This window comes from Streptomyces sp. NPDC107562 (assembly GCF_055657325.1).
Genome location: NZ_JBVKBE010000011.1, coordinates 150,634 through 167,226, shown reverse-complemented (window position 1 = coordinate 167,226; position 16,593 = coordinate 150,634). Strand labels below are relative to the sequence as shown.

The window sequence follows — 16,593 nt, the reverse complement described above, 5'->3', positions numbered from 1 at the left end:
GGATTCTGACGAGGGCGAGTTGCAGGTGACTCGTCAACTCCGACTCGGTCGGGCATCGGAGCGCATGTGTACGGTCGTCGACGGGCTCACAGAACCCGTTTTTCAGCTGACGGTCACCATCTTGAGGTGGATGACTCGACGGGCCGGTTCCTAGGATCGCCGCGTGCGAAGGTCACGAATACTCTTACTTGGCTCGGCTGCTGTGCTGGTGGTGGCGGCGGCCGTCGGCGTCTACTTCTACGGCTCCTTCTTCGGCTGGTGGGCCCGCCCGACCGTCCGCGACGCCCCCGTGGCGAAACCGGCGTCCGTGGAGCCGCTCGCGAGCGGGCTGCGCTATCCCTTCGACCTGGCGTTCCTCCCTGACGGGTCGGCGCTGGTCACCGAGCGCGAGAGCGGCCGCCTGCGGAAGGTCACTTCGGACGGGAAGATCAGCGAGGTTCGAACGATCCACGAGATCGCCGAGCCGGTCGTCCAAGCCGGGTTGCAGGGAGTGGCGGTCTCTCCCTCGTACGAGCGCGACGGCTGGGTCTACGTCTACTACACCACCGAGCAGGACAGCAGGGTGAGCCGGCTCCGGTTGGACTCGGAGGCTCCGCCCGAGCCGATACTGACCGGGATACCCAGCGGGAAAATCCACAACGGCGGGCGGATCAGGTTCGGTCCGGACGGCATGCTCTACGTGACCACCGGGGAAGCCGACGACCGTTCCAGGGCCCAGGATCGCGACGACCTGGGCGGCAAGATCCTGCGGGTCACGCCGGAGGGCAAGGCCGCACCGGGCAACCCGATCGAGGGCTCACCGGTGTACAGCTGGGGGTTCCGCGACCCGCAAGGACTCGCCTGGGACGACAAGAAACAGCTCTACGCCTCCGAGTTCGGCCACCACAACCTCGACGAGCTGAATCGCATCGAACCCGGCGCCAACTACGGCTGGCCCGAGGTGGAAGGTACTGGCGGCGAGCCCGACTTCACGGATCCCATCGCGACCTGGAAACCCGCCGACGCCTCTCCCAGTGGGATCACCTACCACGACGGACGGATCTGGGTCGCCTCCCTGCGTGGGGAGCGGCTCTACCGGATCGCCACCGACGGCTCGTCGGCCGAGCAGCTGCTGACCGGCGAGTACGGCCGACTACGCGAAGTGACTCCGGCCCCGGACGGCTCGCTGTGGGTGCTCACCAACGGCCGTTCCGGCCCTGACTACGACCTGATCCTCCGGGTGACCCCGTGATGGCCTGACAAGTAGCACGGGCTTCCATCGGGTTCACTGGTCGTCGGTGAACGCAGGTCCGTTCCAGCTCGCGCGGCCGCGCAATGCGAAGTGGGCAGCGGGCGGCGAGCCCGAGAAGGCTGGGCAATCACAGTCCCCGCGGGCGCAGGCCCCGGAGCCCTCAACGTAAGCCATCCGCTTCAGGGCCGTCCGGTCATGCGTAAGGGCCCGAAGGCGGGTGGCTCACGGCGTTGGCGTAGTGGAGGGGCCGAGTGCCGCTCTGACGATGTTCAGGGCTTCGTCCGGCGTGATGCCGAGGCGTGTGATCAGGGAGGCGTACTCCGTGGCTGCGTGGCGGGCTTGCTCGCGACCGTCCTCGCCCGTCGCGGTCACGAAGGAGCCGGCTGCGCGGCGCGTTTCGATCAGGCCTGCCTCCTCCAGTTCTCGGTACGCCCTGCCGACGGTGTTGGCCGCCAGGCCCAGGTCCGCAGCCAGCCTGCGGATGGTGGGTAGCCGGGTACCCACGACGAGGGTCCGGTCCTGGATCTGGCGTGCGAGCTGGGCTCGGAGCTGTTCGAACGGCGGGACGGCAGAGGACGTGTCAATGATGATCATGAGGTCAGCTGTCGACGGGGGGACGGTGTGGCGCGATGCCCGTCTTCGCCGACCGGAACGTGATCGCGACGAGCGCGACGACGCCAAGGACGACGAGGGCGATCCAAGCGGCGGTCCACCAGGCAAGAGCGTCGTCGGTGACCGCGGCGGCGGGGATGCCCCACGGCAAGCACCACACCATGGTGGGCATGGCGACCTCACGGGCATCCTCCGCCCGGAGAACGGCATCGGCCTGCAACGCCGCCTCGTCGTCCGCCACCGCCGGGTGCGTCAGAACGTGGCGAAGCTGGACCAGCATGACGGCGGCCACCCCGAACAGCCCGATGAGCAGGACGGTCGCCGCGTACCGGACGCCCGGCGCGGGTGATGCCAGTGCGCCGGCAGTCAATGCGATCGCACCCGCGAACGTGCCGGCCGCGAGAGCGGCTCGTGGCCAGCCGAGAACTCTCCGCCAGTCCGGGCGCGCTATATGGGCCGCCCTGCGCGGCAACTCTGCTCCGGCCCGACGGTCGATCCGCCGCACCCGCTGATCGAGCGACGCTTGCGCCAGCACGAACACCGCCATGATTCCCGCGAGGAACTGCACAGCCCCGTTCTCGTGGGGCGCCCCAGTAGCGTAGTCGGCGGGGCGGTTGGTGCTGTAGACGAGGGCGAGCGCGAGGATGAACGCAGCCAGAAGGAGTTGCCCGGCCAGACGGGAACTCTGCCGGGCGGCCAGGCGCTTGGCCAACAGGGGAGTGGCCGGAACGTGGGACAGTCCGTGCCCGCTCAGCCAGAGGCGGGCCCCCTCAAGATTGACAGGCCGATCCCGTCGCTCGTCTTTCGGATTCATCGACATCCCACCTCTTGTCTCAACCTTTGACTCAGAAGGATGCGTCAAGGGTTGCGACAAGTCAACGGCAGTGCTCGACTCGGTTCTCTCTGCATGCGGATGTGGCGGTGTCGGCACACAGGCGGTTCGTCACGTGGGGAATCCCAAATTTCCGCTCCTGGCGGCGCACGGGCGGTCGGACGGTCGGATTCGAGAAGCGTCGCGGAGTCGTCAGGGGGCGTGCACCGGGTGCTGGCCGAAGATGACTGTCGGCACCACATGGGTTGCCTCAGCTGCAGCTCCAGTGTGTCCGTTGAGGCGCCGCCGCCGCAGGCGGGGGCAACTGCGGCCGCGCACCGCGGTGGTGCCGAATCCGTGCCGGCCCTGGGGGGAGGGGACTCCTGGCGGACCAGTGGTCGGACTTCGGGGCGAAGGCGGTAGGAGTGTCGCGCCGGGCGGGGTGAGCGTGACTCCAGTGGGGGAGCGCTCGAAGAGAAGGGCGCCGAGGCCGGCCTCCAGCTGCTTGATCGCCGGCTCAGGGGGGCGGCTCATGTGCAGGCGGGCGGCGGCCCGGCCGAAGTGAATTTCGTCTGACGCCTTGATCCGGACCTGCCTTGACTGCTGGACGGCCCGTGACCTCTCAGGTGCCGCAGATTCCCGGCACGGGCGGCGCCGCGTGGCTACGAGGAGGGAGGCGACCTGGCGGGCGGTGCGAGGGGCTGGCCGGAGCGCCGATCGCGGGGCCCTCGACGCATGGACACCATTCAAATACCGGTATAGTTTTACCGGGATACTTATTGGCTTCACGAGGAAAGCGCCACATGATCGAGATCCTGAACCCCTCCCTGCTGACCCGGGCAAAAGCCACCGGCGCCCTGGTCGGGGACATCCTGCACTCACTGAAGGGCCGGAGTGCGGTCGGCACGAACCTCATGGACATCGACCGGTGGGCCAAAGCCATGATCGCCGAGGCGGGGGCCTCGTCCTGCTACGTCGACTACGCGCCATCCTTCGGACGCGGGCCGTTCGGCCACTACATCTGCACAGCCGTCAACGATGCGGTGCTCCATGGACGCCCCTACGACTACACGCTCGCCGACGGCGACCTGCTCACACTCGACCTTGCCGTCTCCATGCGCGGAGTCGCAGCAGACGCCGCCATCAGCTTCGTCGTGGGCGATGCGCAGCCCTCGGAGAGCCTTGCGATGATCAAGGCAACCGAACGCGCCCTGGCGGCAGGGATCGCCGCCGCCGGCCCAGGAGTTCGTACCGGCGACATCTCCCACGCCATCGGCACGGTCCTCCGGCAGGCCGGATACAAGATCAATACCGAATTCGGGGGGCACGGCATCGGGTCGACGATGCACCAGGACCCGCACATCGCCAACACGGGGCAACCAGGCCGTGGATACAAACTCCGCCCCGGGTTGCTGCTGGCGCTGGAGCCCTGGGTCATGGCCGACACCGCCGAACTCGTCACCGACGCCGATGGGTGGACGCTCCGCAGCGCGACGGGCTGCCGTACGGCACACAGCGAGCACACGATCGCCATCACCGAGGACGGAGCCGAGATCCTCACCTTGCCGACGCTGTCGCAGTCGAAGGGCTGAAGTCCTCGCCGCGGCCGGTGCGTCGGGGCAGGTTGCCTGGCCGTGAGGGAGCGGTTCAGCGGCAGGCTGGGGGCAGGGGCGGCAGACGGCAACCGGAGCCTTTCTCCTGCAACGGGCCGTCAATGGACCGTCAGCATGCGACCGGAGCCGGCGCGGCATTGCTCAGGAGGCCAGCCGCTCCGGGGAGCGGTCCGTGAAGCCGGTGGACCCGACGCCTTCGGTTCCGCTGATCTCAGCCCACACCGCGTCGAGCGAGAGTCCGAGCACGTCGGCGATCGCCGCGATGGTCGGGAAAGCGGGGGTGGCCACGCGGCCCGTCTCGATCTTCCGGAGGGTTTCCGGCGACACGCGTGCGGCGAGCGCGGTGTCGATTATCGAACGCTCTCCCCTGGCCCGGCGCAGGAGGGCACCGAGACGCTGTCCGCGCTCGATCTCTTCGGGAGTGAGCGGCAACCTGACCATGACCCCGATTCTAATACCGGTACAGCATGGCCGGGATAGTCGTTGGCTGCGTGAGAGGGTGCATGTGATCGAGGTCCTCAACCCCGACCTGGCTCGACAGCATTCCCGGACCGGCGCTACGGCCTTGAACGTCGCACTCCACGCCTGCCCCCTGGACTCCATCTCAGTTGGCATGATCTTGCGGCAGTCTGGGGCGCTGACTGCTGCGCCTGTTGAGCGGATGGCGCCGGAGGATCTGCTGGCCGTGATCATCTTCGCGGCTACCTCAAGACGCACCGGAGTTGGAGATCGTCGTCGGACGAGCAGTCGTCCATTGAGGCAACGAAGTCTCGAAGCGTCAGATACAGGTCGCAGGCGATGCGCACGTTGGATGTGGTGGAGGTGCCGTATGCGAATCTGCCGACGCACTCATAGTTGGTGAGTGAGGTGCGCTCTGTGGCTACGCTCACCCCTGGCCATGGTGAGGCCCGGCCGCACACGCCCGCGGCCGGGCCCAGCCTGGCGGCTGATCAGGACTCGGGGCAGAGCGTCTTGCGCAGACCGACATTGATGTGGCTTCCGTCGTCCTCGGTCAGCTTGACGCCGTCGTAGGAGAACCGCTGCGCGGCACTGCGGTCGGGGTTCGTTGCGCCGCCATCGAGGGACGAGCACTGGTTGCGGGCCGCGTCGATGGCCTTGTCCTCGTCACGGGTGAGGTTGCCATTGACGTCGTGGATGGCCGCGAGGACGGCGTCGCGCTCGGCACCGGTGGGCTCGGCCGGTATGCCGGCGCTCTTGGCGGTGCCGCTGTCGTCCGAGGCGCTCGAGGCCGCGCCCAAAGTGCTCTTGGTCGTCTCCGCCTTGCTCCCGCTGTCCTTGTCGCTGCTGCAGCCAACGACAGTGACGGCAACAATGGCAACGATGGCCGCAGTGGTGGTGCGGATGCGCATGATTTCCCCCTGGTGTGACACGAGTACAAGCATGGTGTGGCACGTGGGGCGCTGGGACTGTAGCGGTGATGAGGTTGTGACGTGACGCGGACGCTCTTGAAGCGATCCATTTCCTCACGGCGGGTGAGTCTGATCGAAGTGAGCCCCGGGCAGGCCGAGTTCGTCGTGCGGGGCTGGGAACGCGACGACCTCTGTCCGGTGGTCCGACTGGTCGCGGGCCGATGAGTACGAGACCGGTTTCGCCGTCGAGGCCTCTGCTGATGGTGTGCGTGCACGGCCTGCCACGGACGCCGATGACAGGGGTGACCGCGCCGCCCAGGTGCGGACACGTTGCGGAGTCATGCAGAAGCCGGCTTCGTCCTCGAAGAGGATCCAGGCCCCGCACGCCGCCGCGAGCCTTTTGCCCGGGGCTACACCCCTTCTTCCGCAGCTCCACCGCGTGCTCGTCCCGTTCGAGCGCTCTGCGGCCGGGTGCTTGCCAGGACCAGTCGTGCCACTTCAGCAGTCGCCATACCGTCGCGATCGACAGGCTCAACCGCAGACGTCGACGGACCACGGTCTGAACCGGGGCCAGGGTCCACCGTTCTCCTCGAAACCGTGCGCCGTCGGAGTCTTGCCGAGTTCCACCTCCAGCACGGCGATCTGGGCGTCGGTGACGGTCGCGGCGTTCGCCCGACCGGCCGACCGCAGGGCCTCCGTGCCGCCCTCGCGCCAAGCACGGCGCCAGAGTTCCACCGATGTCGAGCGGACATCGCCGAGCGGGCGAAGACATCCCGTCGACTTCCTCAACCCCCTTGTCCCGCACCCAGAGCAGCGTCCTGGAGGCGAAGGTGAGACACGTCACGAATACGGGTGGGCGTGAGCGCTCCGGCGCGCCCGTCGGCTCAGAGGTAGTCGGTGTGCACCTCGGGGGCCAGCTGGCGGACCAGGGCCGCGATGCGCCTGCGCTTTGTCTCGGCGGTGGCGGTGGACGGGTGGGGAACGGTCACCTTCAGACGGTTCGGCTCCTCGGGGACCAGTCCGTGCTGTCGACGCGGCAGAGGTCTCCCCTCCTGAACTCGGATCTCGATCGCACAGTCGAGACCTTCCGAGTTGTCGGCGGGGGAGACGGCGGCCACATCACGCCACGGGATGACCTGCGTGGTGGCCGGCGCGATGCGCTCGGCCCGGCTGTGGACGCTGATGCCGTCCGCGTCAAGTGTCACGGTGAGCACCTGGGGGACCATGGTTTTGCTCAGGAAGAAGACCACGCCCATGATCGAGGCCAGGCCCAGCACGTAGGTGAAGAGGTTGTCGGGGAAGGTCCCACGCCCCCAGATCAGGTAGGCCAACGCGCCGCAGCAGACTGTCAGGAACAGCCACCCCCCGCCGGCGGCGACCATCCGGCGTGGGCTCCGGGTGAACTCCATGTGCGTGACGGTGTTATGCGAGGTGCTCCGATGCGACGTGTCCCGTCGGGACCGGCCCCCGTCCCCGGTCTGTTGCGTGGTCGCAGCGGGGCTCCCGGTCGTGGCGGCCTCTTCGTCCGACAGCGTTTCCGGGGCAAAGCGCCGTACGGCGTCCAGTGCGACGCGGGCTGCCTCCCGCGGGGCGGATCCCGGCAGCCTGCGCCGAGTGCCGTCCGGGTCCAGGACCTCGATGCGCTGCAACAGGTTGACGTCGGCGATCGGCCCGAACACCGGATCGCCGGTCGCGCCGAACGGCAAGGGCGCGTCGTCGAACATGCCCAGCTTCAACACCGCGAGCGGCCGTTCGCCCACGCGGACGTCAACGGCGGCGACGTCCTCCCAGGGAACGAGATCCCACTTCGTTCCGAACCAGGTGCCTCTCCGCGTCGTCACGCCGTCGGCGTCCAGCCGGACGGAACTGCGGCCGCGCATCAGAAGGCTCAGGATGCCCAGCACACCAGGCAGCACAGGCAGCGCGAGGGCCCACGCCCACGCTGCTCCTGTGCTGACGAGATAGGCGGACAGGCCGCCCGGCACGACGCACACGAAGATCACCGGCATCAGAGCGGCGACGCGCGCCGTCCAGGGAGTGAGGAAGGTGACCGCCTGCGGCCCGGAGGTCATAGTGGGCCGGGTGGAGGCCAGTCGCCGTGTGGAGCGGACCGTGAGCGCGTCCGGATCGATGGCGGTGAGGGAGGTCTGGACCGAACCGTGCGCGACCGGGGGTGCCCCGGTCGCCGTGTTCCGAGGCGCCGCACCGTCGGCCGTCGGAGCCAAAGCAGTCAGCAGTTGTTCCGCCGTCGGCCTGATCCCTGGGTCCTTCGCGAGACATTGTGCGACCAAGGGGCGCAGAGGGTCCGGCAGTGCGGAGAGATCGGGATCGTCGTGCACGGCCCGGTACATCAGCGCCATGTGGCCGCCTTCGCCGAAGGCTCGGCCGCCGGCGGCGTGGACCAACACCGCTCCCAGCGCGAAGACATCGCAGGCGGGCCCGACGAGACCGCTTCCGATCTGCTCGGGGGCGAGGAACCCCGGAGTACCGACGACCATGCTGGTGTTCGTCAGCCGGGTCTCGTCCAGCGCCCGCGCGATGCCGAAGTCGAGGACCCGTGGTCCGTCGTCGGTCATGATGATGTTGGACGGCTTCAGATCGCGGTGCACAAGGTCACAGCTGTGAATGGCCACCAGTGCCTCCGCCAGCGCGGCCCCCAACTCACCCAGCTCCGCGTGGTCCATCGGACCGTCCTCGACGATCACGGCGTCCAAGGGCCTGCCCGGGATGTAGGCCGTCACCATCCACGGCGGGTCTGCGTCAGGGTCGGCATCGACGACCTGCGCCGTGTGGAACCCGCCCACGCGCCGTGCGGCCTCGACCTCGCTGCGGAAGCGTGAGCGGAACCCGACGTCGGCCGCGAGTTCGGGCCGCGCCATCTTGACCGCGACCAGACGCCCGCCCGGGGAACGGCCCTGGTAGACCGTCCCCATGCCGCCCTCCCCGAGCCTTCCCGTCAGCCGGTAGGCGCCGACGTGTGTGGGATCGCCCGGACCGAGCGCCTGCATGTTGCCCCCCGCGCGACCAGCCGGCCGCCGTCTCAAGGTGCTTGCGCAATAGATGAGTTGAACTGTGCAACATCAAACTCTAGGCGTAGGTGACGAGAGGCGGAAGGACGCTGATGTGATTCCGTTGGGCGCCTGCGGAGTCGCCCGCCTGCTGGATCGTGGACGGGCAGGCTGCGGTGGTGAGCCTGGGGCTGGGCGCGTCCGCGTCTCATGCTGGGGGTCTCAGCAGTCGGCGCGGAGGCTGTACACAAGGTTTCAGTTGCCCTTGAGAGGGCCGTAATTGGCGAGCGTCGTGGAGATCAGGGTGTTGCTTGAGCCGAACATCTTGACCTTGCCGTTCCCGGGGAGGGGGTTGTTCCAGTAGCCGCCGCTCCAGGGCATGCATGGCGGACATGCCGCAGTACAGGGCGAGGCGGTCGCCGTCCGACGCCGACCTGTCCGGAGCCGTATCGTTCCGGCAGGTCGCGCCACGGGACGCCCAGAGGGAATACGGAACAAGATCCCGTTGAGCACGGTGCGGTGATCGTTCCTCCGGCCTTCCCGCCTGCCGGAAAGCGGCAGATGCGGCTCCAGGAGCAACCACTCACGAGTCGTTGGATCTCCTCGCCTCATGACCGAACCGACTAACAATCGATCGGACAGTCGCGTGATCGGCCGGGCTGTGCCCAGCGCGGTGGTTGATCGCGATCGCGAGGGGGGCGGCGGTGAAGAGGGAGGAGTATGTGCCGACGGCCAGACCGATGAGCAGAGCCATGGCGAAGTCGGTGAGTGAGCCCCCGCCGAGGACAGCGAGGGAGGCGAGGATGAGGAGAGCGCCCATGCCCGTGTTCACGGTGCGGGGCAGAGTTTGCAGGATCGCTCGGTTGATGACCTTGCTCAGCGGTACCTCGCGGTCGCGTCGACGCAGTTCCCGGATGCGGTCGAAGACGACGACGGAGTCGTTGACGGAGTAGCCGATGACGGTGAGGAGGGCTGCGAGGAACACGCCGTCGATGGGTTTGGCCAGCCAGGCGAAGATGCCGATGAGGATGAGCACATCGTGGGCGAGCGCGATGACGGCGGCGCTGCCCAGCAGCCAGCGGAAGCGGGCGGCCAGGTAGAGCAGTTGGGCGCCGAGGGCTACGGCGAGGGCGATCAAGGCGTTGCGGCGCAGTTCGTCACCGAGGCTGGGGCCGATGAGCTCGTCGCGGATCTTGTCGGTGTCGCCGCCGAGGGTGGCGACGGTTCGTGTGACGGTGTCCGCATCGGTGTCGGTGAGTTCCCCGGTTCGCACCGTGAGGCCGGTGTTGCCGGAGGACTGGACGACGGCCCGTGGGAGTCCCGCCTTGTCGAGGGCGGACCGGGCCTTTTCCGGATCTACGGGGCTGGTCGTGGTGTATTCGAGCAATCGGCCGCCAGTGAACTCGATGCCTAGTTCCAGGCCGCGGGCGGTGATGCCCGAGACGGCGAGGACCAGGACGGTGGCGGAGACGGCCAGCCAGCGGCGCGGCCTGTGCATCAGTTGTGGGTCGCGACGCGTGAGGGCGTCGCGGACCCTTCCGGTGGTTGCGAGGCCGGTGACTCGGGGGCGGCGGCGTACCCAGGGGCGAGAGGCGGCGTACTCGGCGAGTACGCGGGTGACGACCAGGGCGCTGATCATGGAGGCGGCAACACCGATGCCGAGGGTGACGCCGAAGCCGCGTACGGGTCCGGAGGCGAGGAAGAACAGCAGACAGGCCGCGATCAGTGTGGTGATGTTGGAGTCGGCGATCGCGGTGAACGCGTTGCGGAAACCGGCGGTCAGGGCCGAGCGCGGGCTGGGGCGGCGGCGGGTTGCGTGTTCTTCCCAGGCGCGTTCGAAGACGAGCACGTTGGCGTCCACGGCCATGCCGATCGCCAGGACGAAACCGGCAAGGCCCGGCAGGGTCAGGGTGGCGCCGAGGGCGGCCAGTGCGGCGTAGGAGATCAGGCCGTAGGAGACCAGGGCCACCACGGCGAGGGCGCCCATGAGGCGGTAGACGGCGGTGATGAACAGCGCGGTCAGGGTGGTTCCGATGACGGCGGCCCAGGCGCTGGCCCTGATGGCGTCGGCGCCGAGGGTGGGGCCTACGGTGCGGTGTTCGACGGTGTCGACCGGTACCGGGAGGGCCCCGCCGTTGATGAGCAGTGCCAGTTCGCGGGCTTCGGTGTCGGTGAAGGAGCCGCTGATCTGGGTGGAGCCGCCGACGATTCCCCCCTGGCAGGTGACGGACGGGTCGACCTGCGGCGAGGAGATGATCCTGTCGTCGAGGACGATGGCGACGCGGCGGGCCGGGTCGCCGGCCGAGTGGCAGGCGGCATCGCCGGTCAGGCGGGCCCACTGGCCGCGGCCGGAGCTGTCGAAGTCCAGGGTGACGTGCCATCCGGCGCCGGTCTGCTGGTCGAAGCGTGCGGCGGCGCCTTTGACCTCCTGGCCGGTCAGTGCGGGGGATTGCAGGCGCAGGAGCCGGCCGGTCTCATCGTGCAGGATGCGTTCGCGCGGACGCTTGGGCAGTGGCCGCGGCGTTTCGCCGGTATCGGAGGTGCCCAGTACGCGGTGGAAGGTGAGCTGGGCGGTGCGGCCGAGCACAGCGGCTGCTTCGGTGGGATCCTGCACGCCGGGCAGTTCGACGATGATGCGGTTGCTGCCGGAACGCTGGAGGGTGGGCTCGGCGACGCCCAGGGCGTCGATGCGGCCGCGCAGAACCTCCATGGTGCGGTCGGTGGCCTCGCGGTCTGCGTCGGTGGTCGGAGTGGAGCGGGTTTCGAGCACGATCTGGGTTCCGCCGCGCAGGTCGAGTCCGAGGCGGACCGGCACGGTGAACGTGATGTACAGCGACAGGGCGATCGTGGTGAGGGCCAACAGCGCCCTCACGCGGGCAGAACGGAACAACGAAGCCTCCGGCGGGCACACTGCGACCGCGGCTGGCCTGCCGCGGCAGAAGAAGAGGGGACGGGAAGGTTCAGGCGCCGAGACGTGCCGGAGGCGCCCGCCCTCGGTCGCCGGACCCATGGGCCGCGTTGCAAGGAGCGGGCGAGGACGCTGCCGGTCCTTGGTCAGTGACGGGCAGGGCCGTGGCGCTGGGACGCGCGGTGGGGGGATGCGCGTGGGGTGTGCGTTCCCCGCCGGGTGCGGGGCACGTGCCAGTCGGGGTGGCGCAGATGGCGGCCCAGCCGTCGCTCGCCTGCCTGCCGGTGTCGTGGCGGTCGGCGGTGACAGCACCGGCTCCTGCCGTGCCGGCTGGGGTGGGCTGCGAGCTGCCGGGGAGGACCGTGAGCAGCACCAGCAGCACCAGCAGCACGGCCGTCAGCACTGCCGGCGCGGCGACCGCCTGGCGACCGGCCCTGCGCAGGTCGACAAGTGCAACAGGACGCATGTGCCAATCCCCCTTTCGCGGCAGTGTCGTTGGGGCCGGTCGGGTGTGTGGGCCCGGGGCGCCGGCCGGGGAGCGCGGCCGGGACCCCAGGCGGTTCGCGGGACGGGGTCAGGGTTCGATCAGACCGGCGCGGATGGCGTAACGGGTGAGTTCCAGGCGGTCGCGGAGTCCGAGTTTGTGCAGCAGGTTGGCGCGGTGCCGCTGGACGGTCTTGACGCTGATGAACAGGAGGTCGGCGATCTCCTTGGAGGAGTGCCCCTCGGCGACCAGCTTGAGGACCTCCTCCTCGCGCGGAGTGAGGGTCTGATCGGGAGTCTCGTCGCCGTGACGGACCCGGTCGAGGTAGTTGCGGATGAGTGCGGTGACCGCGCCCGGATGGAGGAAAGGCTCGTCGCGCATCGCGGCCCGGCAGGCGGCGACCAGATCCCGGTCGGCGACGGACTTCAGGACGTAGCCGCTGGCCCCGGCCTTGAGAGCCTGGAAGAAGTACTGCTCGTTGTCGTGCATGGTGAGTATCAGAATGCGCAAACCCGGTATGGACGCGGCCAGTTCACGTGTGGCCTGCAGTCCGGTCATCCGGGGCATCGCGATGTCCAGCACGGCGAGGTCGATGTCATGGCCGCGCGCCATCTCGATGGCCTCGGCGCCGTCACCGGCCTCGGCGACCACGTCCAGGTCCGGCTCCTGATCGAGGATGAGCCGCACGCCACGGCGGACCAGCGCGTGGTCGTCGGCCAGCAGGATGCGGATCACGGGCGTCTGCGACATGGTCATGGCTCCCTGGGCAGGGGCGCGGTGAGCCGGACCTGGGTACCCGTCCGGGGCGCTGGGGCGACGTCGAGGCGGGCACCGATGGACAGGGCGCGCTCGCGCATGCCGCGCAGACCGGCGCCTTCGCGCGCGGCCTGGATGCCGCTGCCGTCGTCGGTGACCGACAGCACCACGCTGTCGCCGAAGTGATGCAGGGCCACGGTGACCTCCTCGGCGTCCGCGTGGCGGGCGACGTTGGTCAGGCTCTCCTGGGCGACGCGGTAGAAGACCAGCTCTGTCTCCGGTGCGAGCGGGGGCAGATCCGTGTCGAAGCGGCGGGTCACCTTGAGTCCCGTGTGGGTGGCGAAGTCGTGGGTGAGTGAGGTCAGCGCGCTGACGAGGCCGAGGTCGTCCAGGACGCCGGGTCGCAGTCGGCTGACAAGGCGGCGGACCTCGTCCAGGCTCTCCCGCGTGATCTCCTGCACCTGCTGCAGATCGCCGCGCAGTGGCTCACCGGCCTGGTCCGCCGCCTGCTTCAGCGAGAGCAGGATCGCGGTCATGCTCTGCCCGACCTCGTCGTGCAGCTCCTGCGCGATGCGGCGGCGTTCCTCCTCCTGCGCGAGCAGCACGCGCGCGCTGCTGGTGGCCCTTTCCTGTTCCAGCCGCTCCAGCATGGCGTTGAACGTGCGGATCAGCTCGGCGATCTCGCCACCGCCGTCCGCGGACAGCCGCTGGCCGGGCCGCAGCAGGTCGACGGTGGTCATCAGCTTCGTCAGCCGGTCCAGCGGGGCCAGACCCCATCGCAGCAAGGCGGCGTTGGCGACCAGCATGACCACCAGGCCGCCCACCAGGATCACGGCCTCGGTCAGCAGGACCGGCACGGAGACGGTGACCGGGGCCCAGAGCAGCAGTGCTGTCGCCGTACCCAGGACCACCGCATTGAGCCCGAAGATCCGCCAGAACAGGGACACCGGACGTTACGCCTCCTTCTGAGATGCGGCCTGCCCCCACTGTCGGGCATACGCATCCCGGACGGGCGCCGGCGGAGCCCGTGGCCTCCCTCAAGCCTGCCCATGCCCGGCCACGTGGTCGATGGGGCCCAGGCCCCATTTCCCCGGGCGCGGTACACCCATGACCAGGCCGACCGCGGCGTTCGCCCCCGCGCAAATGGGTCCTGGGCCCGATAGGGATCCGCCACCGGAACAGCGAGGGTGAAGTCAGGCCCCACAAGCCCACAGCAGGGGCGGTTTCCGAAGTCGGCCATGGCCGCACTCGATGCCCCGCAGTGTCCACCTACCCAGTGAAGAGAGAGCCACCGTGTCGCTCGATGCTCCCCGGACCGAGTCCCGACCCGAACGGGTGACCGCGCACGAGGCGCGCCAGCGCCTGGAGCACGCCCGCAGCACCCGGCTGACCCAACTGCGGGCCCTCGACGAGGCCGAACGAACCGCGGACCCGTTGATCTCGGCGCAGAAAGCGGCGTTGGAAAGGGTGCTCAAAGAGATCGACGCAGCCGTCACGCGCGTCGACGACGGCACCTACGGCACCTGCGGGGGCTGCGCCAAACCCGTCCCGGCGGAGCGCCTGGAGATCCTCCCGTACACCTGGTACTGCGTCGCCTGCCAGCGCAGCGCCGCCTGACCGGCACCCACCCGTCCCTCGTCTTCCGCTCTGCCCAAGGGGTGCAGTGGTGAACCACCAGACCATCGACGAACGCGACATGCGCCTGACGGCCGAGGACCTTGCCGCGCTGCGTGAGAACCTGCACGAGCAGCGCATGTTCCGCCAGGAGCAACTCCAGCAGATCGCGTCTGCGGCCCCGTCCCGCGCACACGACTCGCGGCAGCAGCAGGCTGCCTCGCAGGTAGAGGTCCACGTCAAGCTCGCCGCCTCCGCCCGGATGGTCCTCGCCGACGTCGAGGCCGCCCTTCAGCGCGTGGACGAGGGCCGCTACGGCGACTGCCACCTGTGCCGTCGCCCCATCGCCAGACAGCGGCTGATGATCGTGCCGCAGGCCCGCTACTGCGCCCGCTGCCAGCAGGTCAGAGAGGCCGGCCGTTGACCATGACACGCCACCCTCGCGACACCTCCGCCGTCCGGCACCGGCCCGCATGCCGGTGCCGGAGCGGCATCGCGCTGGACATGGGCAGCGCCCGGACCCGGGTATGGATCGCCGGCAGGGGACTGATCGCCGACGTTCCGACGGTGGCCTTTCCCAGCACCGGCGCGGTGTACCCCATCCAGCGCGGCACCATCGTCGACCCGGCCGGATGCGCCCGGATGCTGGAGCGCCTGCTCGGCCGTCTGCCCCGCCTCATCCGCCCCCTGGTCGTCGTCACCACCCCCGTCCTGGACGGCATCGCGTACCGGACCGCGGCGCGCACCGCCGTCGAGGCGCTGCGGCCACGCAGCGTGCTCACCGTCCCTAGCGCCCGGGCCGTTGCTGTGGCCGCCGGCGCCGACCTGTCCCGGCCGGTGCTCGTCATCGACATCGGCGCCCATCTGACGGAGGTGGTGCTGCTGTCCGACGGCGCCGTCATCGACGCACGCCGCACCGCACTGGGCACCAGCGACCTCGCCACCACCTCATGCGCGCACATCAGTGAGGCGGTGGGGACCATGGTGACCGCGATGCTGCGGCAGGACCCTACGACCCTCGCCGTCGACGCGCTGCACACCGATGTCCTCCTGGCAGGCGGAGGCGCCCTGCGCCCGAGATCACTTACCACCTCACCGGCAGGCTCCGCGCACCCCTGTGCGTCGTGCCGGCGCCGCACACGGCGGCCGTCCGCGGCGCCGCCCAACTCCTGCACGCCGCGCACACCCACCCCTCCAACAGCGGCTTCTAGGCCCCGTCCCCCAGGCACCCGGCTGGTCGATCACCAGCCGGGTGCCCCTCTGCGCCGCCCCTGCGGACAAAGGAGGCACCATGGCCCGCGGCATACCTACAGCACAACCTCCACCGGAAGAGCTCCCCGACGTCATGCTGTGGCGCCTGCGGTGCAACCGCTGCGGCGCCGCACTTATCTGTGGGAGGCATGGATCGGCCTCGGTCTGCTAATCGCCGTGCTGGCCGCCACTCCCGCAGCCATGTTCCTTCACCGGCGACACGGCCCACCACCACTACACCCCGAACCGCCCGGCACCCCACGCCATCCCGAACCCGGATCCGCCGAAGCCAAAGAGACCCGCTACCCCGTCGAAGTCCGTTTCACCGACCCCAACGGACACGTTCGCACCGGCAAGACCGACGTCCAGCCCCACCTGCCGGCCGGCAGCACCACCCATATCTGGGCAAGCACGGAAGGCAAGATCACCGGTCTGCCGCTGACCGCTGAACAGATCCGCGACCGCTGTATCGGCTGGGCACTCGTCGCCGCAACGCCCGTCCACGCCATCGACGCACTCGCGTACGGCGCCGCCAAGCGTGCACTGCAGCGGCGCAACCTCGCCGCATGGGAAGCCGCCTGGGCCGAGACAGCACCCCGCATCGTTCATGTGGCCATCCTTGCGGGCAGGTTGCTTCGGCGGTCAAGCGGCTGCCCAGATAAGGATGGCGGTGAGATGGAGTGCGAACGGACAAGGCGTATCGGGGTTCCGGCGGAACCGTCCGATCCCCCTGCTGGGACCGCCGAAAAACCCTTTCGGTCAGAAAGCCGTCAACCCGTCCCTTGCGAAGATCCGCGCACTCGTCGAGAAGGCCATGGCCGCCCTCAAAGCCTGGAGACTCCGCAGCAGGCTCCGGTGCTCGACCACCTGCATCAACGCTCTTGTCCAAGCCGTCCTCGCCCTGCATCTGGCCAGCTCAGAGTGAGGAGGGGAAA

General features: G+C 69.3%; 15 protein-coding genes and 6 pseudogenes. 7 read left to right on the top strand and 14 right to left on the bottom strand.

The features are described from left to right. Window positions 1-202 precede the first annotated feature (202 nt). Window positions 203-1,231, top strand: coding sequence for a PQQ-dependent sugar dehydrogenase (locus ACZ7LV_RS27495; protein ID WP_471943032.1), 1,029 nt, complete (start codon window positions 203-205; stop codon window positions 1,229-1,231). A 222-nt stretch (window positions 1,232-1,453) separates the two neighbouring features. Here the strand turns inward: ACZ7LV_RS27495 and ACZ7LV_RS27490 are convergent, their stop codons facing one another. The 3 genes and pseudogenes from ACZ7LV_RS27490 to ACZ7LV_RS27480 form a co-directional block, all read right to left on the bottom strand. Continuing rightward, window positions 1,454-1,825: a GntR family transcriptional regulator gene (locus ACZ7LV_RS27490; protein ID WP_471943030.1), complete on the bottom strand. Its 372-nt coding sequence runs from the start codon at window positions 1,823-1,825 to the stop codon at window positions 1,454-1,456. Window positions 1,826-1,829: 4 nt separating this feature from the next. Further along, window positions 1,830-2,657 (bottom strand): hypothetical protein, encoded by an 828-nt coding sequence (locus ACZ7LV_RS27485; protein ID WP_471943028.1) that lies wholly within the window; start codon window positions 2,655-2,657, stop codon window positions 1,830-1,832. Window positions 2,658-3,074: 417 nt separating this feature from the next. Beyond that, window positions 3,075-3,239 (bottom strand): annotated as a pseudogene (locus ACZ7LV_RS27480) (LysR family transcriptional regulator); the annotation flags it as partial. Between the two features lie 218 nt (window positions 3,240-3,457). On the opposite strand from ACZ7LV_RS27480, the gene map reads away from it, so the two are divergent. Continuing rightward, on the top strand, window positions 3,458-4,246 hold the full coding sequence (map, locus tag ACZ7LV_RS27475; RefSeq protein ID WP_471943026.1) for a type I methionyl aminopeptidase: 789 nt from the start codon (window positions 3,458-3,460) through the stop codon (window positions 4,244-4,246). Window positions 4,247-4,408: 162 nt separating this feature from the next. On the opposite strand, the gene ACZ7LV_RS27470 is transcribed toward map, so the two are convergent. From ACZ7LV_RS27470 to ACZ7LV_RS27420, 11 genes and pseudogenes are all read right to left on the bottom strand, one after another. Next, window positions 4,409-4,708, bottom strand: a complete 300-nt coding sequence (locus ACZ7LV_RS27470; protein ID WP_471943025.1) for a helix-turn-helix domain-containing protein — start codon at window positions 4,706-4,708, stop codon at window positions 4,409-4,411. A gap of 509 nt (window positions 4,709-5,217) precedes the next feature. Then, complete coding sequence (locus ACZ7LV_RS27465) at window positions 5,218-5,637, bottom strand: hypothetical protein (protein ID WP_471943023.1); 420 nt, start codon at window positions 5,635-5,637, stop codon at window positions 5,218-5,220. Between the two features lie 478 nt (window positions 5,638-6,115). Further along, window positions 6,116-6,193 (bottom strand): annotated as a pseudogene (locus ACZ7LV_RS27460) (hypothetical protein); the annotation flags it as partial. Next, window positions 6,169-6,372 carry a hypothetical protein gene (locus tag ACZ7LV_RS27455; protein ID WP_471943021.1) on the bottom strand — a complete coding sequence of 68 codons (204 nt, stop codon included), beginning with the start codon at window positions 6,370-6,372 and terminating at the stop codon, window positions 6,169-6,171. The pseudogene ACZ7LV_RS27460 and the gene ACZ7LV_RS27455, both read right to left, overlap by 25 nt. Before the next feature lie 149 nt (window positions 6,373-6,521). Continuing rightward, window positions 6,522-8,645 (bottom strand): serine/threonine-protein kinase, encoded by a 2,124-nt coding sequence (locus ACZ7LV_RS27450; protein WP_471943019.1) that lies wholly within the window; start codon window positions 8,643-8,645, stop codon window positions 6,522-6,524. A gap of 255 nt (window positions 8,646-8,900) precedes the next feature. After that, complete coding sequence (locus ACZ7LV_RS27445; RefSeq protein ID WP_471943227.1) at window positions 8,901-9,026, bottom strand: hypothetical protein; 126 nt, start codon at window positions 9,024-9,026, stop codon at window positions 8,901-8,903. A gap of 59 nt (window positions 9,027-9,085) precedes the next feature. Continuing rightward, window positions 9,086-9,257, bottom strand: a pseudogene (locus ACZ7LV_RS27440) (transposase); the annotation flags it as partial. Next, window positions 9,229-11,535 (bottom strand): protein translocase subunit SecD, encoded by a 2,307-nt coding sequence (secD, locus tag ACZ7LV_RS27435; protein WP_471943018.1) that lies wholly within the window; start codon window positions 11,533-11,535, stop codon window positions 9,229-9,231. The pseudogene ACZ7LV_RS27440 and the gene secD, both read right to left, overlap by 29 nt. A gap of 70 nt (window positions 11,536-11,605) precedes the next feature. Further along, complete coding sequence (locus ACZ7LV_RS27430) at window positions 11,606-12,019, bottom strand: hypothetical protein (RefSeq protein ID WP_471943017.1); 414 nt, start codon at window positions 12,017-12,019, stop codon at window positions 11,606-11,608. 108 nt (window positions 12,020-12,127) lie between these two features. After that, window positions 12,128-12,793: a response regulator gene (locus tag ACZ7LV_RS27425; RefSeq protein ID WP_471943015.1), complete on the bottom strand. Its 666-nt coding sequence runs from the start codon at window positions 12,791-12,793 to the stop codon at window positions 12,128-12,130. Then, window positions 12,790-13,740 carry a HAMP domain-containing sensor histidine kinase gene (locus ACZ7LV_RS27420; RefSeq protein ID WP_471943014.1) on the bottom strand — a complete coding sequence of 317 codons (951 nt, stop codon included), beginning with the start codon at window positions 13,738-13,740 and terminating at the stop codon, window positions 12,790-12,792. Before ACZ7LV_RS27420 ends, ACZ7LV_RS27425 begins: the two co-directional genes overlap by 4 nt. Before the next feature lie 346 nt (window positions 13,741-14,086). On the opposite strand from ACZ7LV_RS27420, the gene ACZ7LV_RS27415 reads away from it, so the two are divergent. The 5 genes and pseudogenes from ACZ7LV_RS27415 to ACZ7LV_RS27395 all read left to right on the top strand — a co-directional run. Then, a complete protein-coding gene (locus ACZ7LV_RS27415; protein ID WP_471943012.1) occupies window positions 14,087-14,410 on the top strand; it encodes a TraR/DksA C4-type zinc finger protein in 324 nt (107 codons plus the stop codon). 46 nt (window positions 14,411-14,456) lie between these two features. Then, window positions 14,457-14,831, top strand: coding sequence for a TraR/DksA family transcriptional regulator (locus ACZ7LV_RS27410; RefSeq protein ID WP_471943010.1), 375 nt, complete (start codon window positions 14,457-14,459; stop codon window positions 14,829-14,831). A 2-nt stretch (window positions 14,832-14,833) separates the two neighbouring features. Then, window positions 14,834-15,618, top strand: a pseudogene (locus ACZ7LV_RS27405) (rod shape-determining protein). A gap of 241 nt (window positions 15,619-15,859) precedes the next feature. Then, window positions 15,860-16,195: pseudogene (locus tag ACZ7LV_RS27400) on the top strand (Rv1733c family protein); the annotation flags it as partial. A gap of 152 nt (window positions 16,196-16,347) precedes the next feature. After that, window positions 16,348-16,583, top strand: a pseudogene (locus ACZ7LV_RS27395) (transposase family protein); the annotation flags it as partial. Between the last annotated feature and the right edge of the window lie 10 nt (window positions 16,584-16,593).